Source organism: Pseudonocardia humida, from assembly GCF_023898865.1.
In the GTDB taxonomy this organism is placed as follows: Bacteria; Actinomycetota; Actinomycetes; order Mycobacteriales; family Pseudonocardiaceae; genus Pseudonocardia; species Pseudonocardia humida.
Genome location: NZ_JAGSOV010000019.1, coordinates 57268 through 79796, shown reverse-complemented (window position 1 = coordinate 79796; position 22529 = coordinate 57268). Strand labels below are relative to the sequence as shown.

The 22529-nt window shown below is 74.7% G+C and carries 20 protein-coding genes, 1 tRNA gene and 3 pseudogenes; 14 read left to right on the top strand and 10 right to left on the bottom strand.

The genetic code is table 11. From position 1 onward, the window contains the following. Positions 1-6: 6 nt before the first annotated feature. Complete coding sequence (locus tag KDL28_RS08935) at positions 7-306, top strand: hypothetical protein (RefSeq protein WP_252436958.1); 300 nt, start codon at positions 7-9, stop codon at positions 304-306. Between the two features lie 53 nt (positions 307-359). Here the strand turns inward: KDL28_RS08935 and KDL28_RS08930 are convergent, their stop codons facing one another. Together KDL28_RS08930 and KDL28_RS08925 are read right to left on the bottom strand one after the other, a co-directional pair. Continuing rightward, positions 360-1082 carry a class I SAM-dependent methyltransferase gene (locus tag KDL28_RS08930; protein WP_252436911.1) on the bottom strand — a complete coding sequence of 241 codons (723 nt, stop codon included), beginning with the start codon at positions 1080-1082 and terminating at the stop codon, positions 360-362. Further along, a complete protein-coding gene (locus KDL28_RS08925; RefSeq protein WP_252436910.1) occupies positions 1079-1879 on the bottom strand; it encodes a class I SAM-dependent methyltransferase in 801 nt (266 codons plus the stop codon). The genes KDL28_RS08930 and KDL28_RS08925 overlap by 4 nt, the downstream gene beginning before the upstream one ends. An 89-nt stretch (positions 1880-1968) precedes the next feature. Here KDL28_RS08925 and KDL28_RS08920 point away from each other — a divergent pair, with 89 nt between their 5' ends. The 8 genes from KDL28_RS08920 to KDL28_RS08885 all read left to right on the top strand — a co-directional run bounded on the left by KDL28_RS08920 (position 1969) and on the right by KDL28_RS08885 (position 11748). Then, the gene (locus KDL28_RS08920; protein ID WP_252436908.1) at positions 1969-3858 is read left to right on the top strand and encodes a S9 family peptidase; all 1890 of its coding nucleotides are present in this window, start codon (positions 1969-1971) and stop codon (positions 3856-3858) included. 69 nt (positions 3859-3927) lie between these two features. Next, positions 3928-4437, top strand: coding sequence for a hypothetical protein (locus tag KDL28_RS08915; protein ID WP_252436907.1), 510 nt, complete (start codon positions 3928-3930; stop codon positions 4435-4437). A gap of 167 nt (positions 4438-4604) precedes the next feature. Beyond that, positions 4605-6332 (top strand): ABC transporter ATP-binding protein/permease, encoded by a 1728-nt coding sequence (locus tag KDL28_RS08910; protein WP_252436906.1) that lies wholly within the window; start codon positions 4605-4607, stop codon positions 6330-6332. Next, a complete protein-coding gene (locus tag KDL28_RS08905) occupies positions 6329-8107 on the top strand; it encodes an ABC transporter ATP-binding protein (RefSeq protein ID WP_252436905.1) in 1779 nt (592 codons plus the stop codon). The genes KDL28_RS08910 and KDL28_RS08905 overlap by 4 nt, the downstream gene beginning before the upstream one ends. Then, positions 8104-9135, top strand: coding sequence for an ABC transporter substrate-binding protein (locus tag KDL28_RS08900; protein ID WP_252436904.1), 1032 nt, complete (start codon positions 8104-8106; stop codon positions 9133-9135). Before KDL28_RS08905 ends, KDL28_RS08900 begins: the two co-directional genes overlap by 4 nt. 56 nt (positions 9136-9191) lie before the next feature. Next, positions 9192-10196: a FecCD family ABC transporter permease gene (locus tag KDL28_RS08895; RefSeq protein WP_252436903.1), complete on the top strand. Its 1005-nt coding sequence runs from the start codon at positions 9192-9194 to the stop codon at positions 10194-10196. Next, positions 10193-11086 (top strand): ABC transporter ATP-binding protein, encoded by an 894-nt coding sequence (locus KDL28_RS08890; protein ID WP_252436902.1) that lies wholly within the window; start codon positions 10193-10195, stop codon positions 11084-11086. The genes KDL28_RS08895 and KDL28_RS08890 overlap by 4 nt, the downstream gene beginning before the upstream one ends. A 26-nt stretch (positions 11087-11112) precedes the next feature. Further along, complete coding sequence (locus KDL28_RS08885) at positions 11113-11748, top strand: class I SAM-dependent methyltransferase (RefSeq protein ID WP_372496925.1); 636 nt, start codon at positions 11113-11115, stop codon at positions 11746-11748. 222 nt (positions 11749-11970) lie between these two features. Here KDL28_RS08885 and KDL28_RS08880 read toward each other — a convergent pair. Continuing rightward, positions 11971-12561 (bottom strand): annotated as a pseudogene (locus KDL28_RS08880) (LLM class flavin-dependent oxidoreductase); the annotation flags it as partial. Positions 12562-12874: 313 nt separating this feature from the next. Here KDL28_RS08880 and KDL28_RS08875 point away from each other — a divergent pair. Next, a tRNA-Thr gene (locus KDL28_RS08875) sits at positions 12875-12949 on the top strand. A gap of 56 nt (positions 12950-13005) precedes the next feature. Here the strand turns inward: KDL28_RS08875 and KDL28_RS08870 are convergent. The 3 genes from KDL28_RS08870 to KDL28_RS08860 form a co-directional block, all read right to left on the bottom strand. Continuing rightward, on the bottom strand, positions 13006-13569 hold the full coding sequence (locus tag KDL28_RS08870; protein ID WP_252436901.1) for a dCTP deaminase: 564 nt from the start codon (positions 13567-13569) through the stop codon (positions 13006-13008). Positions 13570-13589: 20 nt separating this feature from the next. Next, positions 13590-14408, bottom strand: coding sequence for a hypothetical protein (locus tag KDL28_RS08865; protein ID WP_252436900.1), 819 nt, complete (start codon positions 14406-14408; stop codon positions 13590-13592). A gap of 96 nt (positions 14409-14504) precedes the next feature. Further along, a complete protein-coding gene (locus KDL28_RS08860) occupies positions 14505-15689 on the bottom strand; it encodes a helix-turn-helix domain-containing protein (protein ID WP_256501109.1) in 1185 nt (394 codons plus the stop codon). A 1033-nt stretch (positions 15690-16722) separates the two neighbouring features. Here KDL28_RS08860 and KDL28_RS08855 point away from each other — a divergent pair. Then, the gene (locus tag KDL28_RS08855; RefSeq protein ID WP_252436897.1) at positions 16723-17259 is read left to right on the top strand and encodes a hypothetical protein; all 537 of its coding nucleotides are present in this window, start codon (positions 16723-16725) and stop codon (positions 17257-17259) included. Here the strand turns inward: KDL28_RS08855 and KDL28_RS08850 are convergent. Further along, positions 17205-18212 carry an alkaline phosphatase PhoX gene (locus KDL28_RS08850; RefSeq protein ID WP_308215966.1) on the bottom strand — a complete coding sequence of 336 codons (1008 nt, stop codon included), beginning with the start codon at positions 18210-18212 and terminating at the stop codon, positions 17205-17207. The two genes, KDL28_RS08855 and KDL28_RS08850, sit on opposite strands and share 55 nt — an antisense overlap. A gap of 148 nt (positions 18213-18360) precedes the next feature. After that, positions 18361-18597, bottom strand: a complete 237-nt coding sequence (locus tag KDL28_RS40310) for a twin-arginine translocation signal domain-containing protein (protein WP_308215965.1) — start codon at positions 18595-18597, stop codon at positions 18361-18363. 264 nt (positions 18598-18861) lie between these two features. Between KDL28_RS40310 and KDL28_RS08840 the strand changes: the two are divergent. The 3 genes and pseudogenes from KDL28_RS08840 to KDL28_RS08830 all read left to right on the top strand — a co-directional run. Further along, positions 18862-19148, top strand: a pseudogene (locus KDL28_RS08840) (YciI family protein); the annotation flags it as partial. Positions 19149-19150: 2 nt separating this feature from the next. Beyond that, positions 19151-19439, top strand: a pseudogene (locus KDL28_RS08835) (RNA polymerase subunit sigma-24); the annotation flags it as partial. Positions 19440-19592: 153 nt separating this feature from the next. Continuing rightward, entirely contained in the window at positions 19593-20075 is a 483-nt protein-coding gene (locus KDL28_RS08830; RefSeq protein ID WP_252436894.1) for a hypothetical protein, read from the top strand. A gap of 297 nt (positions 20076-20372) precedes the next feature. On the opposite strand, the gene KDL28_RS08825 is transcribed toward KDL28_RS08830, so the two are convergent. Together KDL28_RS08825 and KDL28_RS08820 are read right to left on the bottom strand one after the other, a co-directional pair. Further along, on the bottom strand, positions 20373-21611 hold the full coding sequence (locus KDL28_RS08825) for an FAD-dependent oxidoreductase (protein ID WP_252436893.1): 1239 nt from the start codon (positions 21609-21611) through the stop codon (positions 20373-20375). A 111-nt stretch (positions 21612-21722) separates the two neighbouring features. Continuing rightward, the gene (locus tag KDL28_RS08820) at positions 21723-22529 is read right to left on the bottom strand and encodes a YybH family protein (RefSeq protein WP_252436892.1); all 807 of its coding nucleotides are present in this window, start codon (positions 22527-22529) and stop codon (positions 21723-21725) included.

The following is a 22529-nucleotide window of genomic DNA, read 5'->3' as shown; positions in this document are numbered from 1 at the left end:
ACGACCATGAGCGCTCCCGCGCACACCACCCACACCGACCACGACCACAGCCACGGCGAGGGCTGCGGCCACGTCGCGGTCCCGCACGCCGACCACGTCGACTACGCCCACGACGGGCACCTGCACCGCTCGCACGACGGGCACTGGGACGAGTGCGAGGCCGACGGGCACACCGCGCACGACAGCCACGACCACGCCCACGGCGAAGCCTGCGGGCACGTCGCGGTGCCGCACGGCGACCACGTCGACTACCTGCACGACGGGCACCGCCACGCCGCCCACGAGGGCCACTACGACGAGCACTGAGCCCTCGCGGGACGTCGGCCGTCAGGTGCCCGGCCGGCGTGGACCGAGCACGGTCACGCGCCGGGCGCGACGGCGACGACGAGGTCGTCGTCCACGGTCGGGGTGAACCCGGCTGCGGCCAGTTCGTCGGCGAGGCCCTCGGCGGTGAGGATCCACCAGCCGTACTCGGCGGTGGCGGTGGCCAGGACGGCGTCGCCGCGGCGGGTGCGGTAGTCCATGCGCCAGCGCACCGAGTCCGGTCCGGTGGGCGTGGCGCGGCCGCGGCCCTCGTAGGTCAGAGCGCCGACGGTGGGGCCGGACCACGGGGTCACGGGCACTTCGACGGCGGCTGCCGGCGGTTGGACGTTCAGCACCACCGGCGCGCCGCGCGCCAGCCTGAGCGCGAGGTCCGCCCACAGCGCGGCCCGCACGGGCGGCGCGAGGTGGCCGACCATGTGCAGTCCCACGGCGCCGGCGAGTCGATCGGGCAGTGGGGCTCCGGTGGCGGTACAGGGCAGAACGGTGGCGCGGTCCGTCGCGCCGCGGTCGGCGAGCCGCGCCAGCAGCACGGCCCGCAGTTCGGCGGAGGGCTCGACCAGGGCCAGGTCGTTGGTCACGGCGTCGAGCAGGACGTCGGTGCCCAGGCCGGAGCCCGGACCCAGCTCCAGGACGGGCCCGGCGCCCGCGTCGACTCCGCCCAGGGCAGCGGCCAGCCGCGGGCCGAGGTCCGCCCACATCGGCGCGGAGAGCAGGTGCAGGTACTCCGCGGAGCCGGCGTACTCGCGGTAGTCGCTCACCGCCCGGTCCGTTCCGCGGCGGTCGCGGTGACCAGCAGGTACTCGGCGTCGACGCGCACCGGGCCGCCGTCGGGCGCGCCCAGCTGCTCGATCGCGGCGAACATCGCGTCGGCCCGGTCGCCGAGCGCGGCCGCGGCGGCGTGGTGGCTGGGCGAGTGCGCGCGGAAGAACTGCGTCATGGCGGGCCCGGAGTCGAAGTGCCACGGCAGCGACGTGGGCCGCACCCGCACGTCGGTGAACCCGGCCTCGGCCAGTCGGCCGTGCACGACCTCCTCGCGGCCCCACTCACCGGGGTCGGCGGCGCCGGCGGGCTGCGGGAGCCACTCGCGCATGCGCAGGGCCATCTCCCCCATGAACCCCGCCGGGGTCCACGCGGTGAACGCCAGCCGCCCGCCCGGGGGCAGGACCCGGCGCACTTGTTCCAGTACCCGCTCCGGGCGCGGGGCGAAGATCATGCCGAACGAGGACAGCACCGCGTCGAAGGCGCCGTCGTCGAAGGCGAGGTCCTCGGCGTCCATCTCGTGCCAGGCGACGGCGAGCCGGTGGGTGCGGTCGCGGCCGAGCTCGACCATCCGCGGGGACAGGTCGGCCGCGTCGACCGTGGCGCCGCGCCCGGCGGCGAGCACGGCGAGGGTGCCGGTGCCGGCGGCGAGGTCGAGGACCCGGCCGGGCGGGTCGGGCAGCGTCGTGGCGAGCTGCTCGGAGGCCGGGGCGAGCCGGTCGGCGAGTGCGGAGTAGTCGGCCAGTCCCCACATGCGCCGGGCGCGGGCGGCGGGGTCGTTGACGTCGGCGGTCACACACGCACCGTACTCATGAAAAGCATTGTCATGTTCAATAGCCTCCGGCAAGCTCGCGCCCGTCCCGTGCAGCGACGGTGGGGGTGGGAGTGCGGACGACGGACCTGGATGCGCGGACGGCGGATCCGGCAGCGCGGCTGATCCCGCGGCGGCTGCTGTTCGGCCCGCCCGACCACGCCGCACCTGCGCTCTCCCCGGACGGAGAGCTGGTGGCCTTCCTCGCCCGCCACCACGGCCGCTCAGGGGTCCGGGTCGGCCCACCGGGCGGTCCCTACGACATCGTCACCCCGCCCGGTCGCGACATCGGAGCGTTCCGCTGGGCCGAGGACTCGCGCCACGTGCTCGTGGAGATCGACCGGGACGGCGACGAGGACTGGCACCTGCACGCCGTCGACGTGCGCACCGGGGACGGGCGGGACCTGACCCCGTACCCGGGTGTGCAGGCGCTGTTGGTGGCCACCTCGCCGGCGCGGCCCGACGAGGTGCTGGTCGCGCTCAACCGCGACGACCCTCGCCGCCACGACGCGTTCCGCGTGCGGATCTCCACGGGCGAGTGCGAGCTCGTCGCCCGCGACGAGGGCTTCGGCACCATCGGCGGCACCTGGCTGGCCGACCGGCGGCTCGAGGTGCGCGCGGCGCTGCGGCCGACCGCGGAGGGCGGCGTGGAGGTCCTCGTGCGCGGCGCCGCCGGGGACTGGGCGGTCGCTCTGCGGGGTGGGCGCGACGACGACCTCGCCACCCGGCTGCTGGCGACGGCCCAGGACGGGCGCTCGCTGCACCTGGTGACCTCGGCGGTGCCCGGCGGCGACACGGCGGCCCTGTGCCGGCTCGACCCGGACACCGGCGCGCTCGCCGTCCTGCACCGCGATCCGGCGCACGACGTCGACGCCGTGCTGCTCGACCCGGTCGACGGCGCCGCCCGCGCAGTCGTCGTCGAGGGCGAGCGAGCCCACCAGATCCCGCTCGACGGTGCTGTTGCGGCGGTGCTCGCCGACACCGCGGTGGTGGCGGGGGACGCCGACCTGGCCGTCGTCGGCGGGGACCGGAACCGGCGCCGCCACCTCGTGCGCCGCACCGATCCGCGCGCTCCGGTCCGCTGGTACCTGCACGACGCCAGGGCGTCGCCGGGCGAGCGGGTGCGGACGCTGTTCGACGACCGTCCGGGCCTGTGCGCCCACCGACTGCCCGAGCGCCGCCCGTTCCGGCTGCGTGCCCGCGACGGCCTGCCCCTGCACGGGTACCTGACCCTGCCCGCCGGTCGACCACCGTGGCCGGCCGTCCTGCTCGTGCACGGCGGGCCCTGGGCGCGGGACCGCTGGCGCCTCGACCCTGATGCGGCCTGGCTGGCCGATCGGGGCTACCTGGTGCTGCAGGTCGACTTCCGCGGCTCCACCGGCTACGGATCGCGGTTCGTCGCCGCCGGCGACCGCGAGTGGGGCGCGGCGATGCACGACGACCTCGTCGACACCGTCGAGCACGCCGGGCGGCGCGGGTGGGCGGTCGCGGACCGGATCGCGATCATGGGAGGCTCCTACGGGGGCTACGCGGCGCTGGTGGGCGCCACCCGCACACCGGAGCTGTTCCGCTGCGCCGTCGACCTGTGCGGACCGTCGGACCTGCGCACCCTGCTGGCCGGGATCCCGCCGTACTGGGACTCGCTGCGCGCGCTGTGGACCGCGCGGGTCGGCGACCCCGACCGCGACGCCGCGCTGCTGGCCGAGCGGTCGCCGCTCACTCGGGCCGCGGACATCCGGATCCCGCTGTTCGTCGCCCAGGGGGTCAACGACCCGCGGGTGCCCCGGCGGGAGGCCGAGCAGCTCGTCGCGGCCCTGACCGCGGCCGGGGTGGAGCACGAGTACCTGCCGCTGCCCGGCGGTCACCTGGTGTTCGACCTGGACACCGAGTTGCTGCTGGTGGAGCGCCTGGAGCGCTTCCTCGCCCACCACCTGGACGGTGCGGTCGAACCAGCCGGGCCTTGACTTGATATTGATAATCATTTTCAGTTACTCAGGTGACCCGACCGGCGCGTTCCTCGACAGGGAGAAGCCATGACCTCTCAGCCCACCGGCACCACCGAAGCGGCGACCGCCGCCACGACCGGCACCGGGGAGCGGATGGTCGTCCGCTGCCACGTCAGCTCCTACACCCCGGAGGTGCACGACTTCTTCGGCTCCACCGCCGACGTCCTCGACAAGATCGACCGGGTCGACATGGGCCTGGGCGAGCGGCGCATGTTCCTGCTCGGCATCGACGGCGAGCGCGGTGCCCAGCTGCACCTGTTCGAGCACGTCAGCGGCGACACCTGGGCCGTGTCCGGCTGGACGGGCGACTCCATCGAAGGCCTGCCCGGCCGCATCGGCGAGATGATCTTCCAGAACAAGGGCGAGTTCTGCGTGGGCAAGTCGACGCAGGCCCTGCTCGGCGAGATCTTCGGCGAGTTCGAGCTGCGCGACAGCGTCGAGCTCACCGAGGGCACCGGCACCGAGGTGTTCGGCCCGATCATCACCGCGTACCGGGGCGAGGGCTACCTGCGGGCGACCGCGGGCCTGCTCTGCTGACCGACCCCTTCGAACCGGCCGGGCCCGCGACCGCGGGCCCGGCCGGGCCGTTGCGGGGGCCCGCCCCCCCCCCCCCCGCACCCCCCCCCTGCCACCGGGCGGGCCCCCCCCCCGCGGGCCCGGCCGGGCCGTTGCTCCCGCCCACCCACCCCGGAGGACCCCGCATCGTGATCCTGCACCGCAGGCTGCTCGCCATGGCCGGGCGGCTGCGCGGCCCGCTGCTGCTGGTCGTGGCCGTCGGCCTGGCCGCGACGGCGGCGTCGGTGGCCCAGGCCGTGCTGGTTGCCGCCGTGCTCGCGGCCGTGTTCGCCGGGACGGGGTGGACTGCGCTGGCGCCGACGTTGGTCGGGCTGGCCGCGGTGGTCGCCGCGCGTGGGCTGCTGGCCTGGCTGCGTGAGGTGGTCGCGCAGTGGGCGGGGGAGCTGGTGCGCCGGCGGCTGCGGCTGCGGCTGTTCGACCGGCTGCTCGCCCTCGGTCCGGCTCACCTGCACGGCGCGCGCACCGGGCAGGTCCAGGCCGCGCTCGTCGACGGGGTCGACGGCCTGGACGGCTACTACGGCCGCTACCTGCCCCAGGTCGTCATCGCCCTGGTCACCGCGGCCGGGCTGATCGGCTGGCTGGCCACGACGGACGCCGCCGTCGCCGCGGTGCTCGGCGTCGCCGTCCTGGCCGTGCCGCTGGTGCCGCAGCTGTGGGACCGGGCCCTGGGCGAGCGGGGCAGCGCGCACTGGGCGGCCTACGAACGGCTCGGCGCCGAGCACGTCGACACCGTGCAGGGGCTGACCACCCTGAAGTCCTTCGGCGCCGCGCAGCGCCACCGCGACCGGCTGCGCGCCGACACCTGGGATCTCTACCGGGCCACCATGGCGCAGCTGGCCGTGTCGCTGGTCGGCACCGGGCTGTCCACCCTGCTGGTCGCGGTCGGCACCGCGGCCGCGGTCGCGGTGGCGGTGCTGCGGTTCGCGACCGGGGCGCTCACCCCGTTCGAGCTGCTGCTGGTGCTCCTGCTCGCCGGCGAGTGCTTCCGCCCGTTCGCCGCGCTGGCCGGCTACTGGCACCTGTCCTACCTGGGCATCTCCGCCGCCGACGACGTCGGCGCGCTGCTCACCGCGGAGCCCGCCGTCGCCGCCCCGGCTACCGCCCTGCCGCTGCCCGTGGGCCCGCTCGCGGTGTCCCTGCGCGGGGTCGGCTTCCGCTACCCCGGCGCCGATCGCCCCGCCCTGCGCGGCGTCGACCTCGACATCGCCCCCGGCGAGACCGTGGCCGTGGTGGGCCGCTCGGGCGCAGGCAAGACCACCCTGGCCACCCTGCTGGCCCGCTTCCACGACCCGGATGCGGGGACGGTGCGCCTCGGCGGCGTGGACCTGCGCAGGCTCGACCCGGCCCGGTTGCGGGCCGCCCTGGCGGTCGTCCCGCAGGACCCCTACCTGTTCACCGGCACCATCGCCGACAACATCCGCCTCGGCCGACCGGACGCCACCGACGCGCAGGTGCGCGCGGCCGGCGCGGCCGCGGGCCTCGACGACGTCGTCGCCACCGGTTCGGCCGGCTACGACAGCCCGGTCGGCGAGCGCGGGCTCACCCTGTCCGGCGGCCAGCGCCAGCGGATCGCGATCGCCCGCGCCCTGCTGCGCGACGCCCCGGTGCTGGTGCTGGACGAGGCCACCTCGGCGGTCGACGCCCGCCGCGAGGGCGACATCCAGCGGGCCCTGCGCCGGCTGTGCGCCGGGCGCACCGTGCTGGTCATCGCCCACCGGCTGTCCACCGTGCGCGACGCTGACCGCATCGTCGTGCTCGACGACGGCGCGGTCGTCCAGTCCGGCCCACCGGACGCGCTCCTCGCCGCTGCGGGGCCGTACCGCCGGCTGGTCGCCGCCCAGGTCGGTGCCCGGTGACGCGGTTCCTCCGGCTGCTCGCGCTGCTGTCCCCGCACCGCACCCGGCTGGCCCTGACCGTCGCCTGCGGCCTGCTCGCCCAGGGCTGCGCGCTCGGCGCGGCGGCGACGTCCGGGGCCCTGGTCGGGTCCGCGCTGACCGGCACACCGCCGGCCGCGCTGGTGCCCGGGGTGGTGCTGCTCGGGCTGTGCGCCCTCGGGCAGGGCGTCGGGGCGTGGCTGGAGTCCTGGTTCAGCCACGACTACGCATTCCGGATCATCGCCGAGCTGCGCACCCGGCTGGTCGCCGCGCTCGACCGGCTCACCCCGGCCTGGCTGCTGGGCCGGCGCACCGGCGACGTCGGAGCCGTGGTGATGTCCGACGTCGAGCGCCTGGAGTGGCTCTACGCCCACGTGTTGCCACAGGCGGTGGTGGCCCTGCTGGTCCCGGCCGGCGGTCTGGTCGCACTGGCGGTGCTCGACCCCCGCCTCGCCCTGGTCGTCGCGCCGGTGGCGGTGTTGCTCGCCTCCCTGCCCGTCTGGCTGTCGGCGCGGGCGCGTCGCGACGGTGTGGCCCTGCGCGAGCGCGCCGGCGCCCAGCAGGCCGACGTCGTCGACGGCATCCAGGGCCTGCGGGAGCTGCTGCTGTTCGGCGCCGGTGCGCGCCACCGCGACCGCATCGCGGACGGGATGCGCCGGCTGCTGGCCCTGCGGCTGCGCCACGGCCGCCGCGCCGGGCTGGAGAACGCCGCCTCCGAGGCGCTGCAGGCCGCGGCGGTCGTCGGCGTGCTCGCGGGCACCGCCGCGCTGGCCGCCGCCGACCGCCTGCCGGTGGCGGCGGTGCCGCTCGTCGTCGTGCTCACCGGGGCGGTGATCGCCCCCATCGCCCTGGTCGCGGCGACCGCCGGCCAGGTCGGGGAGCTGCGCGGCTGCGTGGAGCGGGTGCTCGCGGTGCTGGACGCGCCGCCGACCGTCGTCGAGCGGCCGGGTGTCCTCGAGCCGGACGGGCCCGTCGAGCCCCGCGTGGAGTTCCGCGGCGTCACCTTCGCCTACCACCGCGGCGGCCCCGACGTCCTGCGCGGCCTGGACCTCACCGTCGAACCGGGGGAGACCCTGGCGCTCGTCGGGGCGTCCGGAGCGGGCAAGTCCACCTGCGTCGCGCTGCTGCAGCGGTTCTGGGACCCCACCGCCGGCAGCGTCCACCTCGGCGGCCACGACCTGCGCGACCTACCGCTGGCGACCCTGCACCGGCTGGTCGGCGTGGTGTCCCAGGACGTCCACCTGTTCCGCGGCACCGTGGCCGACAACATCCGCCTCGGCCGGCCCGACGCCACCGCCTCCGAGGTGGCCGCGGCCGCGGCGCTGGCCCAGGCCGACGGGTTCATCACCGCCTTGCCCCACGGCTACGACACCGTGCTCGCCGAGTGGGGGGCGAGCCTGTCCGGCGGGCAGCGCCAGCGCCTGACGATCGCCCGTGCGCTGCTGGTCGACCCGCCCGTCCTGGTGCTCGACGAGGCCGCGGCCAACCTCGACAGCCGCACCGAACGCGCGCTGCAGGTCGCGCTGGCCCCGCAGCGCCGCGACCGCACCACCCTGCTCATCGCCCACCGGCTGTCCACCGTCGAGCTGGCCGACCGCGTCGCCGTCCTCGACGGCGGCCGGGTGGTCGAGATCGGGCCCCCACACCGGCTGCTCGCCGCCGCCGGCCCGTTCGCCCGGCTGATCGCCGCCCAGGCCGCCGATCCCTCCACACCCGCGCCCCCGCTCGTCCCGCCCCCGCTCCAGGAGACCCGATGACAGCCCGGATGACGCTCTCGCCCGCTCCCCGGCTCGCCGCCGCACTCGCCGCGGCCGCCCTGCTCACCGCGTGCAGCGGTACCAGCGCCATGCCGTCGGCCCCGGCCCCGCCGGCGCCCGCCCCGGCCGCGCAGCCCGCCACGGACGGCTACACCCCCGTGACCGTGCAGAGCTGCGGGTCGACCCTGACCTTCGACGCCCCACCGTCGCGGGTGGTGAGCACCGGGCAGGAGGCCACCGAGATGCTGTTGGCGCTCGGCCTGGCCCACCGCGTCGTCGGGGTGTCGCGCACCTACAACGCGCTGCCGCCGGAGCTGGCCGCCGACTTCGCGAAGGTGCCCCAGCTGGCCGGCGAGGACAGCGCGCCGCGCGAGGTCACCCTGGCCGCCCGGCCCGACTTCGTCGTCGCGCCCTACGCCACCTACGACTTCGACGCCGCCGAGGGCCTGGCCACCCGGGAGGACCTGGCCGCGGCCGGGGCACAGGTCTTCGGCCTGCGGGTCAACTGCACCGAGGACCCCGCGTCCAGCACGCTCGAGGACACCTACGCCGACGTGCTCGACCTGGGCCGCATCTTCGGCGTCAGCGACCGGGCCGAGCAGCTCGTCGCCGACATGCGCGCGACCGTCGACGACGTCCGGTCCCGCATCGCCGGACGCGCGTCGGTCCGGGTGCTCGCCTACGCCAACGGCGAAGGCCCCCTCGGCGTGTCGGGCGCCGGGCTGGCCACCGACCTCATCCGGCTGGCCGGAGGTGAGAACGTGTTCGCCGACCTCGCCGAAGGCTTCGGCGAGGTCAGTGTGGAGGTGGCCGCGCAGCGCGACCCCGAGGCCTTCGTCGTCAACTTCTACGAGGGCGGCCCCGCCGCCCAGGACAAGATCGCTCTGCTCACCGGGCTGCTGCCCAACTCCCCGGCCGCCCGGGCCGGACGCGCCGTCGGCGTCGACGATGCCGCCCTCAACGAGGGCGTGCGCAACGCCGACGCCGTCGCGCAGATCGCCCGCGCCCTGCACCCGGACGCGTTCTGAGCGCCTCCACCGCCAGCACGGTCGCGCCCGGCCGGCTGGGGCAGCACCGCCGCGCCGTGGCCCGGCTGGCCGTCGCGACCGCGATGAGCGCGGCACTGGTCGTGTTGAGCGTGAGCGTCGGGGCCGTGCCGATCCCGCCCGGCGACGTCCTCGCCGTCGTCGCCCACCACCTGCTGGGCACGACGGCGGTACCGGACCCGATCACCGACCAGATCGTCTGGGACATCCGGCTGCCCCGCGCGCTGCTCGGCGTCCTGGTCGGCGGGAGCCTCGCCGTGGCCGGCACCGCCCTACAGGCGATGGTGCGCAACCCGCTCGCCGATCCCTACGTGCTGGGCGTCTCCTCGGGCGCCTCCCTCGCCGCGGTCGCCGTGTTGCTCAGCGGAGTGGCCGTGGGTGGGGCACCGGTGCAGATCGCCGCGTTCCTCGGGGCGCTGGCCGCGCTGCTGGCGGTGTCGCTGCTGGCCGGTGCGCGCGGCACACTGCCGCCGCTGCGGCTGGTGCTGGCCGGGGTGGCGCTGTCCTACGCGCTCAGCGGCACCACCTCCTACCTGATCTTCGCCAGCGACGACCCGCAGGCCGCGCAGTCGGTGCTGTTCTGGCTGCTGGGCAGCCTCGGACCGGCCCGCTGGGAGTCCCTCGGCGTGCCCGCGGCGGCGCTGGTGCTCGGCTGCGGATGGCTGCTGGCCAGGGCCCCGGCGCTGGACGCCATGGTGCTGGGCGACGAGCCGGCGGCCACCCTGGGCTTCGCCGCCGGTCGGCTGCGCCGGGAGCTGCTGGTGGTGTCCTCGCTGGTCACCGGCGTCGTGGTGGCCGTCAGCGGGGGCATCGGGTTCGTCGGGCTGATGATCCCGCACCTGGTGCGGTTGCTCACCGGCCCCACTCACGCCCGGCTGCTGCCACTGGCCACTGTGGTCGGCGCCGGCTACCTGGTCGCCGTCGACGTCGTCGCGCGCACGGTCAACGCTCCCGTGGAGGTCCCGCTCGGCGTGGTCACCTCGGTGCTCGGCGCGCCGGTGTTCCTGTGGCTGCTGCGCAGTCGGATGCGAGCTGATCGATGAGCCTGGACATCGCCGGGCTGCATGTCGCCCTCGGCGGTCGCGACGTCGTCGACGGCGTCGACCTCGCCGTCGACGACGGCGAACTGGTCGGGCTGATCGGGCCCAACGGCAGTGGCAAGACCACCCTGCTGCGCACGGTCTACCGGGCGCTGCGCCCGCACGCCGGCCGCGTCCTGGTCGACCGCGACGACGTGTGGGCCCTGCCCCCGCGCGAGTCCGCCCGCCGCACCGCCGCGGTGCTGCAGGAGGGCGGGGACGGCTTCGACTACGACGTGGGCGAGTTCGTCGCGCTGGGTCGCGCGCCGCTGCGCGAGCGCGGCGGCCACCCGGAGACGGTCCGCGCGGTCGCCGAGGCCCTCGACCGGGTGGGCCTCGCCGGTGCCGAGCACCGGCTGGTGGCCAGCCTGTCGGGCGGGGAGCGCCAGCGGGTGCTGCTCGCCCGGGCACTCGCCCAGCGTCCCCGGCTGCTGGTGCTCGATGAGCCCACCAACCACCTCGACGTGCGCCACCAGCTCGACCTCGTGGCCATGGTCCGCGCACTCGGCCTGACCACGCTGCTGACCCTGCACCAGCTCGACCTCGCGGCCTGGTGCGACCGCCTCGTCGTGCTCGACGGCGGCCGCGTCGTCGCCGACGGCACCCCCGCCGAGGTGCTCACCCCGCAGACCGTGGCCGCGGTGTTCGACGTCGACGCCGCCGTGGTCACCCACCCCCGCACCGGCCGGCCCCACCTGCTGTTCAGCACCCCCGACCTGGAACGGAGCCACCCGTGCCGGACCCTGCCGATGCCACCGAGTACGGCCCCGCCACCTACGGCGACCGCATCGCCGACCGCTACGACGACTGGTTCGGCGCCCCCGCCCACCTCGACGACGCCGTCGCGTTCCTGACCCGCCTGGTCGGCGGCCCCGCCCGCGTGCTCGAGCTCGGCGTGGGCACCGGCACCTTCGCCGTCGCCCTGGCCCGCGCCGGGCACGAGGTGGTCGGGCTGGACGCCTCGCCGCGGATGCTCGACCGGATGCGCACCAAGCCCGGCGGTGACCGGGTCACCCCGGTGCTCGGGGACATGGCCGACCTCGGCGCCGCGCTCGCCGCGGTCGGCGACGACGGCGCGTTCGACGTGGTCGTGGCGTTCACCAACACCTTCACGAACCTCACCACGCTCGCCGACCAGCGCTGCTGTCTGCGCGATGTAGCCGCGCGCCTCGTCCCGGGCGGCGCGCTCGTGCTGGAGATGGCCGTGCCCGACGCCCGCGCGTACCCGGGGGGCCAGGCGCTGCGCGTCGCGCACGTGGGTGTCGACCACGTCGTGCTGCAGGTGGCGCAGTACGACCCGGTCCAGCAGGTCGTCGACGGCGCGACCGTCGTGCTCGGCGGTATCGGCCAGGGTGTCGTCGTGCATCCGGTGCGGGCCCGCAACGTGTCGATCGTGGAGCTGGACCTGATGGCCGAGCTCGCCGGGCTCACCATCGACGGGCGCTACACCGACTGGACCGCCGCGCCGTACCGGGACGGCGTTGACCACATCAGCGTCTTCCGCCGCCACGCATGACCCGCAGGTCGGGCAGGACCTCCGTGCCCAGGCGGTGGATCGTCTCGCGGGTGCGGGCGGGGTCGCCGGTGCCCTCGACCATGAGCACGACGTGCTCGACGCCGGTGGTGGCGATCGTGCGGGCACGGCGGTCGCGGCAGGTGGTGGGGGAGCCGACGGGGTGGCCAGTGCCTCGGCGTCGGTGTCGGCGAGGTGCGCGACACCCACGCTGACGTGTCCCGCCTGCGACCGTCCCGCGATCCGGGCCCAGTCGGCGAGCACGACGGCCTTCTCGGCGTCGTCGGCGTGCATGCCCAGCAGCAGCGGCAGCCCGCGTCGGGCGGCGAGCTCGACGGTGCCGGCGGTCGTGGCGGCCGGGACGACGTCGGGCCGCGATCGGGTCCGCGGCTTCGGCACGATCTCGACGGGCGGGAAGGTGAACGGCGGTCCGTCGCCGCGGACCGGGCCGCCGGCGAGGGCGGCCGGCAGCAGGTCCAGCGACTCGGCGAAGCCTGTGTCGTGGCGGTCGGGTCCGGTACCGAGCACGAGCAGGTCGACCCAGGGCCCGCCGCGGCCGACACCGAGGCGGAAACGGCCTCCGGAGAGCTGGTCGAGCAGCAGGGCCTGCTCGGCCACCGCGACCGGGTGCTGAGTGCTGAGCACGGCGACCGCGGTGCCCACCGCGATACGCCGGGTGGCGCCGAGCACGTAGCCGGCCATGGTCAGCGCCGAGGGGCACACGCCGTAGGACACGAAGTGGTGCTCGGCCACCCACGCGTCGTCGAAGCCGGTCTCCTCGGCGGCGACCGGGGCGGCGACGGTGGCGTCGAGCACGGCGGAGTGCGGCTGGTCGGGGAACTGCGCGGACAGCAGCAGGCCGAGCCGCACGCCTCTCCACTTCGCCGAGTCGTCGACGGACGCTGCGGACGGTAGCCGATGCCAGTCCGGACGGCTGCCCGGTTGACCGCGGCGGTCAGTCGGCCCGGGCGCGGGTGGCGGCGTTGGACGAGTTCGCGGTGCGCCGAGCTGCGCCGAGGGACTCGTCGCGGAGTTGGACCGCAGCGGTGACAGCAGGTTGCTCTGATAGCGTTGTGCAGCGGCGTTGTTGATCTGTGGACATCATTTCCGCAGGTAGATCGCCAGTCTTGCCGGTGTAGCTCAGTGGTAGAGCGGCCGCCTTGTAAGCGGTAGGTCGTCGGTTCGATCCCGACCTCCGGCTCCACGGCCCTCCGAGAGGGGTCTGCATGGCCGGCGCCCGCTCGGTTGGGCGCAACGGTCTCAGCCGCTCCGCAGCGCTTCCGCCTCGCCCAGCCGGGATTCGAACGACCACTCGGGCTGGGAATGGTTGGCGGGCATGTCGCGGTAGGACTGCCGTACCCGCCGTCCGCGCAGGAGCATCAGGTTCGCGATCCGCGTGCCGGGACGCAGCAGGACATCGTGCGAAAGCCGGGACACGATCTCCAGCGTCAGCGGCGACCCGTCCGGCATGCCGTAGCCCGGACTGACCTGGTGCGCGAGCACGACGCTGACTCCCAGCCGCGCCCAGTCGGACGTGCCGTCGACGAGGCCCGCGAGCCGCTCGCCCAGGCCGATTCGCTCGCGGGTGCGGGCGAGCATCACCTCGCCCGGCCGCAGGACGACCACTCCCCGATTGTCCACGAGGCGAGGCATCGCCTTCGGGTAGGTGGCGGGATCCAAGGCGTCGACGTCGGTCTGCGAGGACAGCACATACGCCTCGTCACCCATGCGCAGGCTGACCGCGGCCGGACGCACCATCTCGTCGTCGAGGTCGGAGACCATGAGTTCGCCGCTGCGGAGTGCGGCGCGGATGTCCCGGTCCACCAGGAGCCCTCGACGCAGCATCATCGGGTCGGCTCCGCAACAGCGCCGAGCTGATCCCTCGACTGACTCGCGCTCACCGCGGGCGTTTCACGGGGCGGACCGACGGTGGCGTCCAGCCGGGTCGCGTCCTGTTCCTCGATGAAAGCTGCGTCGACCAGGTGGAGCAGCTCGCACAGCTCGTCCTGCGGGATAGGGCGTGGAGCTGGCTCCGGTCCGGGGTCCGTCCGGACGAAGACCCGCGCTGAGTGGATGAGTGCCGGACCCTGCAGCACGACGGTCGCGACGAGTCCGTCACCGATCGGGGCGACGGTGTGCAGGGCGTCCAGCGTACAGGTGTAGACGGTGCCCGCTGGGCGCCGCACGACCTGCTGCACCCGCAGCGATGCGTCACCGACGGGGCGCAGCTGCCCGGGGCCGTAGTCGCAGCGGGTGTACGGGGTCGCGTCAGTGTGGGACGACTCGACCGACTCGTAGTAGGCCTCGGACATGCCGGCGCCGGTGAGGATCCAAGAGGCGAACTCCCAGCGGTGCCCGTGCGGGTTGACCTCGCCCCGGCCCGTACTCGCTGGCCAGATGTGCAGGCGGACGGTGAAGCCGCGGCCGTGCAGGAGCTTGATCTTGGCAAAGCCGTTGCTGTGCCAGTACGCGCGGCCCGCGACCTCGGCGAGCCGCTCCGGGTGCGACAGGAGGAAAGCCAGCCGGGACCGCACCAGGTCGGGTCTGCGGCGCACGCGGTGAGCGGCGTCGAGAAGCGCGGCGAGACCGGTGGCCGGCAGGAGGGCGTCGTCGATCTCGGCGACGAGGGCGCGGCTGGCTGCGCACGTCGGGGCAGGGAGCACGGGGCAGGTCCGTTCGGGAGGGGAGCGGGGCCGAGTACAGGAGTGGGGCGGCTCGACGAGCCGCGGGCGGGGCGACGGCGCAGGGGCGCCGCAGAATCACCCCGGGTCGTGGGGTACGGGCGTGGGGTGCAGGGCGAGGGCAGCGTCGTGCAGTGCATATCCGGCATCGGCCAGCATCCAGACCGGTACGTCTCCGTTAGTCAGAGCCCAGAAGTGCCGGTCGGGGTCGTAGCGCTTCCAGACGTGGCGGAGGGCGTTCTCGATCCGGGGGCGGTCCGGGACGGGTGCGTTGGCTAGAGCGCGGACCACCCAGGCCGAGGTGAAGTGGTAGATCGTCAGTTCTTCCGACCTGTCAGCGGCGAGGTCGCGCCGGATCGTCTCCGACACCTCGGCCAGGTTCTCCACCTCGGAGAGCCAGTCCTCGGCGGAGCCCATGTCCGTGACCAGATGCTCGGGTGCGGAGCGGAGCACCGTGACCGCCCGCGCGGTGTGCGCGATCGACGCGGTCAGCATCGGTTGGTCGCGCCGCAGCCGCTTCTCCGGCCACAGCTGCCGGCCACCAAAGTCGACTCGGCAGGCCAGTAGCGCGTCCAAGAACTGGCGGGTCAGATCGGCGTCCGGCGCAAGGCGCAGCAACGGTTCCAGGGCCGATATGAGGATGAAGGGGCGACCGCGAGAGGCGTCGTCGAGCAGGCGCTCCAACATGCGGAGTACGTCATCGACCTTCAGACCGACCCCTGCGCTCAGCAATGCGTCGATCGCGGTGGCGGTGGTCTCCAGCCGGGGTACGTCTTGCATGCGGGCGTGCCAGCCGAGCATCTCGCCATCGGACCGCACCGCCTTGCCCAACACCCAATCGACCACTGCGGTGGTGTTCGCATCTCGGCCGCCCAGTATGGCCAACGCCTTGAGGCCGTAAGCGGTCGACAGGACGCTCGGGGGCTCGTCGGACGGGACGAGGTTGTGCCGCCACCCGGTCGCCCGACCGGAGTCGGCAAAGCATAGCTGGGCGAGGAGGGCCTGGCGGATCTCTGCCCGCACACTCAGGAGGGATCGGGTGAGGGCTGAGGAGCTGCCCTTGGTGCCGAGCTCCACCAGTTCGCCCCGCGCGTCGAAGTGGTCGTCGAGCTGCTGGAGTCGCTCGGGGGACGGACGGCTCGAGCCGCCCTCCCATTGTGCGACCGTGGCGCGCTCCACGCCGACGGCCTCGGCGACCACCTTCTGGCTCACCCCCATCGCTAGCCTCCGTCGGCGCAGCTCCTGGGACAGGGCAGTAGCCATGGACTCGCCCCTACCCTTCCGCTACCCACGAAGCAGATGTCACGCTACTAGGTAGCAAACCACGCCGACAGGTAGCGACTCAGTGAGCCATCGTGACCTTGTCGCGAACGTTACCGCACTAGGGGGTCCTGCTGATCATCCGACTTAGCCCACCGCAGACCGTCGTACGAGCGGGAGGCGTGATGCGTCCCGAGGTCGTGCATCTGCTTCTCCCTCCGGGTGATCATGCCAGGAGTAGGCCGGTGTTCGTCGAAGCCGCTACTCCGTAGGCGAGTGTGTCGACGTCGCAGCTCAGTGGCGGCGAGTTGAACAGCCAGCTCGCGCCACCGGTCCGGCACCACGACGGACGGCAGGGCTCGTCGGGTGCAAGCGCAGGGAACGGCTACGCCACAACAACGAGGTGAGGAGGGAACCGAAATGATCATTCTTACGCCGCGGTTCCTCTGCAATCTAGTGATCGTCGCGATCGTCCTCGGCTTCATCCTGGGGCTGTACTTCGCCATGTACGTCACCGTCTAGCCGGGTTCGTGGCGACGAGGAGGGTCGCAGTCCTCCGTCGCCATGATGATCGGGCGGAAGGGCCTAGCGCCCGGACGCGAGGTCGTCACGCATCGCGTCGTGGAGGCGCAGACGTGACTCCCGCGCCGTGCCCACATCCGGTGGGAGTTCTCGCGCGCCGCGGCGCGCCGCCGCGTCCGCCGCGTCCGCCGCGTCCGCCGTGGTCGCCGTGGTCGCCGTGGTCGCCGTGGCCGTGGTCTCACCCCGCCGCCGCGTCCGCCGCCCCGGCCGCGGAGCGGACGTTCGACATCAGCGGCGATCCGGGGCGACACCTAACCGGCGGCTCGTCCCGCGGCTACTCGGCGGCGGACGGCGACGGCGTCTACGCCGCACTGGACGGGCCGGGCCACCTCACCGTCCGCGTCGACGCGGTCGACGGCGCCGACTGGCGGCTGGAGCCGGCCGCGCCGACGGGTAGGCGCCCGCGCCGGGCACCTACCCGGGAGCGGCTAAGTGGCCAGCCACCCCGCCCGGGGTGCCCGGCCTGGACCTGGGGGGCGACGGCCATGGCTGCCTCGGCGTCGCCGGGCGCTTCACGATCGATCAAATGGTCGTGGAGGAGGGCCGCGTCGTCGTGCTGGACGCGGGGTTCGAGGTGCGCTGCGACGGGGCCGCCGAGGCGGCCCGTGGCGGGGTGCGCGTCGCGGGACCGCCGGTGGGGCCGCTGGAGCTGGGCGTCGCCACCATCGGCGGGATGATCGACGGCGGGTCCGGGCACGCGGTCGTTGAGGGCACTGCCACTTGCACCGAGGCGGTCCTGGTCCGGGTGTCCGGCAACGCGGTGCAGCCCCTGCTTTCCGACTCCGGTCGGCGCTTCTGTGTCGCCGTACACGCTGCAGAGCGCACATCTACATCGGCCGGGCACGGCGTCGGGGACGCCCTCCGTCGGACGTGGAAGGGCGGGTTGGAGCGATGGAACATCTCGCTCGAACGCGCCCCGGGAGCCCGGTCAGGGGCTCACCGCTGCGGCCGCCACGGCCCGGTGATCGCGTACATCGTTCCCGGCACGTAGGTGTTCGCGAACAGCACCCGCTTGTCGTGGGAGAACACCGGGCCGGTGAACTCGCCGCCGCCCATGTCGTCACGCGCCAGCGGGAAGGTGGCGCCGGCTGCGGACACCCCGATCAGGTGCTGCACGCCCACCCCGTCCTCGGCCAGGATCAGCCCGCCCCACGGCGAGACGGTGATGTTGTCCGGCCCGTCGAACGGTCCGTCCTCGTCGGGGGTCGGGTTCACGCCGAAGCGCACCTTCAGGGTGAGGGTGGCGGCCCTCGGGTCGTAGAACCAGACCTGCCCGTCGTGCGCGACGGGGCTGTCGGTGACGCGGGCGAAGCTCGTCACCACGTAGGCGCCGCCGTCGCCCCACCACATGCCCTCCAGCTTGCGGCCGCGGGTGATCAGGTCCTCGCCCAGCTGGCGGCGGGTCGACACGGTCGCGGCGTCGCGATCGGGCACGGGGGTCCACTCGACCCGGAAGGTCGTGCCGATCTCGGTGGCCCGGGACAGGTCGTCGACGTGCTCGCCGCCCTCCGCGGTGCACCCCATCGCGGACAGCACGCCGTCGGTCGGGCCGAGCGCGCGCAGCACGCCCCTGCCGCCGCGGAACCCGGCCGGCGGGGTCCACCGGTAGAACAGCCCGCTCGGGCCGGCGGCGTCCTCGGTCAGGTAGACGTCGTGGGTCCGCGGGTCGACGGCGGCGGCCTCGTGGGCGTAGCGGCCGAACGCCGTGATCGGGACCGGATCGAGGTTGGCCCCGCGGTCGAACGGGTCGACCTCGAAGACGTAGCCGTGGTCCTTGGTCGCGCCGTTGGTGCCGGCCCGGGTGCTGTCCTCCTCGCAGGTCAGCCAGGTGCCCCAGGGGGTGATCCCGCCGGCGCAGTTGACCGCGGTGCCGGCGATGCCGACGTACTCGTTGATCCGGGCGCCGACCCGGTCGGTCTCCACGACGGTGCAACCGCCGCCCATGCCCGGGTCGTAGGTGAGCCCGGCCAGGTGCGGGACGGTCGCCCTCCCGCCGGCCTGCGACAGCGGGCCGATCTCGTGGTTGTTGACCAGCGTCGTCCCGCGCCGGGAGCGGAACGCACCGGTGCCGTCGTGCGTGCCGGGGGTCGGCTCACCGGGACTCCAGGACGGTCTTCCCGGCCTCGGTGACGATCCTGTAGGAGAAGCCCTCCGGCAGCGCGAGCCGGCCGGCCGGGTCGGCGACCAGCGGGCCGTAGCCCGGCGCGGGTGGCGCGGCCGCCGCGGCGTTGGGCGCGGTGAGCAGCACCTCCGACGCCCCGAGGAGCACGACACCGACTGCGGTGCCCTGCAGGAAGTCGCGTCGGGACAGGCCTCGGCCCTGGGTCAACATCATCTCCTGTCGCATGGTGGTGATCGACCCGGCCGACCGACGCGAGGGGGCTGCGGTGCGGACGCCGCCCGTGTTCAGGGGGAGCGGTGCGGGGCGACGTCCACGGCCGGTGGCCAGGAACCACCTCAGCGTAGCGACGCACGGGTGGGCCGAGCCCGCGATGATCACCCGGTGTCGTCATCCCGCCTGTTCGAGTAGCGATCACAGGCTCGGACCGCGCTGCTCGGCGGTGTCCGCTTCCGTCTGGGGCGGCCGGTAGTCCTGACGTGGCTCCTCAAGCACTACCGGGGTGCCCCGACGCGATGAACAACGTCGCGATGGACCGGTGGAGCCCGCAGGAGGTCCAGGACATCCAGTACATGTCCGACTTCGCCACCAAGCTCGAAGGCACCGGCGAGTTCGTCGACGGCCAGGCGCTCTCGCCGGAGGGCACGTCCGTCCGCTACGACGGCGAGGGCCGGCCGCCGGTCACCGACGGGCCCTTCGCGGAGACGAAGGACCTGATCGCCGGCTGGTACGTGATCGACGTCGACTCCTACGAGCGCGCCGGGTGCAGATCGTCAGCTGGTACGACGAGCTGCTCCGGCTCAACGGGAGCCCGGTCGTGCGGCTCAACCGGGCCGTCGCGGTCGGCGAGGCCGACGGCCCGCGGCCGGTCTCGCGGCCCTGGCCGAGATGGACCCGACCGGCCCCGTCGCGCCGCCGCCTCGGCGTACCTGCACGAGAAGGCGGGCGACCTCCCGACCGCGGCCCGGTCGTACGCCGACGCCGCCCGGGCGGCCCCCGACCTCGCCGAGCGCCACCACCTCACCCGGCAGGCCGCGCGGATCGGCAGGCGCTGCGCGGGTGAGCGCGGTGCCGGCAGAACCGATCCGCAATCGCCCTGGGCCGAACGGTGGAGGCATTCGTCGCGGTCGCCGATCGCGTTGACAGCCGCGTCGACACCGGGCTAGGCATGCCACGTTCATCGAACGCATCCTCCGGGGGATTTCGTGGGAGTTCTCGTGCGCCGGGCCGCGGCGTCGGTCGTGGTCGCCTCGGTCGTCGCCGCCGCGGCCGTGGCCCTGCCCGGCGCGGCGTCGGCCGCCCCTGCCGCGGAGCGGGCGTTCGGCACCACCCAGGACCGCTCGCCGGAGCTCGGCGTCGAGGCCACCGGCGGGGTGATCGACGGCGGGTCCGGCTACGCGATCGTCGACGGCATCGTCAGCTGCACCGAGGCCGTCGCGGTCAGGGTGTCGGGCAGCGCCGTGCAGTTCTCGACCGGCGCCTTCGGCATGTTCGACGCCCTCGTCGACTGCGCGCCCGGCGGACCCGTGGCGTGGGACGCGGTGCTGCCCCACCTCACCGACGCGCCCTTCGAACCGGGGGAGGTCGGTGCGTCGACGAGGGCGTCGGTCGTGGACCCCGACGACGGTTCCCCGGTCGGGGCCGAGCAGTCCACCACGGTCACGCTGACGTTCGCGCTCACCGGGTGAGCGGGTACCGCTCGTGATCCGAACGGCGCAATCGCGCCGCATTCGCCGCGCGCGATTCGTCGAATTCCGTCCGGACGCGGCGGCGCGTTGACGGCCCCGGCGATTCCCCGACAGGGATGGTGATCACCACATTCCTCCGGTCGAATTCGTGCTCACCGGAGCCGCACTCCACCAACGAGCCCTTCCGGGCGCGACGGCCCGCGCGTCGGCCCTGGACCCGGCCGACGGCTCCCGGGTCGAGGCCGGCGGCGAGGGCACGCTCGTGCTCGCCGGTTGACCACCCCGGCGGGTGCCGCTTCAGCCCATCGCCAGGATGCGGTCCACGTTCTGCTTGGTGAAGGCCTCGGCCGGCATCCGCTCCGGTCCGACCTGGGGGGCCAGCCGCGGTCCGCCCAGCACCGGGTCGGACCGGAAGACGGCGCTGTAGGCCGCGCGCCGGGCCGCGGCCCGCGGGGTGAACGTGGCCGCGAGGGCGGTGGTGACCTGCGCCGCCACCCGCAGCCGCCGCATCCGCTCCCCGCGCTCCTGCGCGTAGGGGGTGAACGCCTCGACCGAGCGGTCGGTGCTCGCGCGCAGGATGTCGGCCACGATCCGCGCGTCGCGCAGGGCGATGGACAGCCCCTGCCCGATGATCGGGTCGTTCCACCCGGCGGCGTCGCCGATCAGCACCACCCCGGGCGCGCACGGCTCGTCGGTCCAGCTGTCGTTCATCGGGTAGAAGGCGCACGGCCCGGCGGGCTCCGCGGCGGCGAACATCTCGCTGCCCGGGATGCAGGCCAGCTGGTAGGCGTCCAGGAACGCCTTCTCGCGGCCCGGCCCGGCGAAGCGGCCGCGCTGGGCGATGTCGTGCAGCAGGTACAGCCGCACCCGCCCGCCCGCCCGCGGGAACAGCAGGTAGTAGAGGTCGCCCTCGGTGCCCAGCGACATCTGCCCGGTCGGCCAGTCGTGCAGGCCGTCGACCAGCATGCCGCCGCCCATGGTGCGGGGCGCGCTCTGCTCCAGCGCGATCCCGACCTGCCTGCGGACCGTGGACATCCGCCCATCGGCGCCGACCACGAGCCCGCAGCCGACCTCGTACCCGACGTCGTCGTGCTCGTAGCGCACGACGGGCGCCGCGCCGGCCACGACCTCCACGTCGCCGACCCCGCGCACGACCGTCGCCCCCGCCCCGGCCGCCGCGGTGGCCAGCGCCTCGCACGCCTCGGGGTGCCCCACGTCCAGGGCGCCGGGCACGCCGGGGAGCACCCGGTCGAGCGCCGCGGCGGCGGCCTCGGCGTGCGCGGGCGGCAGGAGCTCGTCGTAGGGCACCATCCGCGTGGCGTACGTGCCGCCCGCCCCGAGCAGCACCTCCTCCAGCCCCAGCCGCTGCAGCTCCGCGACGCCCCAGCAGAGCAGCGTCTCGCCGCGCACCTTGTCGCGGAAGGAGGTCTGGCGCTCCAGCACGAGGACGTCGTAGCCGTCGCGGGCCAGCACCGTCGCCAGGGCCGAGCCGGCGATGCCCCCGCCGACGATCACGATGTCGTGCGTCCGGTCCATTGTTCTCCCCAGCTCACCGGTCGGCCCGCCGCCGGTCGGCGGCGACGCAGTGATGATGAGCGGGAGCGGGAGCAGCGGATACCGGGACCGGCCCTGTCCAGGAGGTGGCGACTACGGGGTGAGCTCGGTGAGCGCGGCCCCCGTCGCCGGGTCGTAGGGGTAGGAGACGTGCTGGTGGGTCAGCTCCCACCGGCCCGCGCGCCGCCGGAAGACCCGGGTGCCGCGCGACCACCACTCCCGCCCGTCCGCGGTCACCCGGTTCAGGCCCCACCCGACCGCGAGATCGCCGGACACGACGACCTCCAGGTCGGGGACGTCCCAGGTCACCGTGCCGGTGGACGCCTCCAGCCCGCCGCGGCAGACCTCGCGCACCGCGTCGGCGCCCCGGTGGACGAGCGGGGCCTCGTGCTCGAAGGACACGACGTCGTCGACGATGCCGTCCATGATCCCGTCGAGGTCGTTCGCCGCCGTCGCGGCGTACCACCGCTCGTGCAGGGCCCGCACGGCCCCGGCGTCGGCGAGGCTCGCGTCGGGGAACGAGTGGTGCTCGTGGGTGACCAGCCACCGCCCGTCCCGCTTGCGCAGGCCGAACGTGATGCGCAGCCGGGCGTCCGGGTCCGCGGCCAGGTCGTCGGGCATCCCGCAGCGCAGCAGGGCGTGCGCGAACGCGACGTCGACGCCCGCGGTCACCTCCACCGACACCACCTCGAACAGCGCGCCCGCCGCCAGCCACGCGAAGAACGGCGGCCAGGTCGCGCGGTAGGCGTCGATGCCGCGCACGCCGTCCTGCGGCGGCGGCACGTCGAACATGACGACGTCCGGGCTGCGGTCGGCGAGCACGGCGTCGAGGTCGCCGCGGTGCACGGCCTCGGCCCAGCGCTCGATCTGGGTGCGGATGGTCTTCTCGTCGTCGCTCAT

What these genes read in the sequence shown, in the direction of transcription:
- KDL28_RS08935 (WP_252436958.1), top strand. Translation starts at nt 7, where the DNA reads ATGAGCGCTCCCGCGCACACCACCCACACCGACCACGACCACAGCCAC.
- KDL28_RS08915 (WP_252436907.1), top strand. Translation starts at nt 3,928, where the DNA reads ATGACCTCTCAGCCCACCGGCACCACCGAAGCGGCGACCGCCGCCACG.
- KDL28_RS08900 (WP_252436904.1), top strand. Translation starts at nt 8,104, where the DNA reads ATGACAGCCCGGATGACGCTCTCGCCCGCTCCCCGGCTCGCCGCCGCA.
- KDL28_RS08890 (WP_252436902.1), top strand. Translation starts at nt 10,193, where the DNA reads ATGAGCCTGGACATCGCCGGGCTGCATGTCGCCCTCGGCGGTCGCGAC.
- KDL28_RS08860 (WP_256501109.1), bottom strand. Translation starts at nt 15,689, where the DNA reads ATGGCTACTGCCCTGTCCCAGGAGCTGCGCCGACGGAGGCTAGCGATG.
- KDL28_RS08850 (WP_308215966.1), bottom strand. Translation starts at nt 18,212, where the DNA reads ATGGGCGGCGGTTGCACCGTCGTGGAGACCGACCGGGTCGGCGCCCGG.
- KDL28_RS08825 (WP_252436893.1), bottom strand. Translation starts at nt 21,611, where the DNA reads ATGGACCGGACGCACGACATCGTGATCGTCGGCGGGGGCATCGCCGGC.
- KDL28_RS08820 (WP_252436892.1), bottom strand. Translation starts at nt 22,529, where the DNA reads ATGAGCGACGACGAGAAGACCATCCGCACCCAGATCGAGCGCTGGGCC.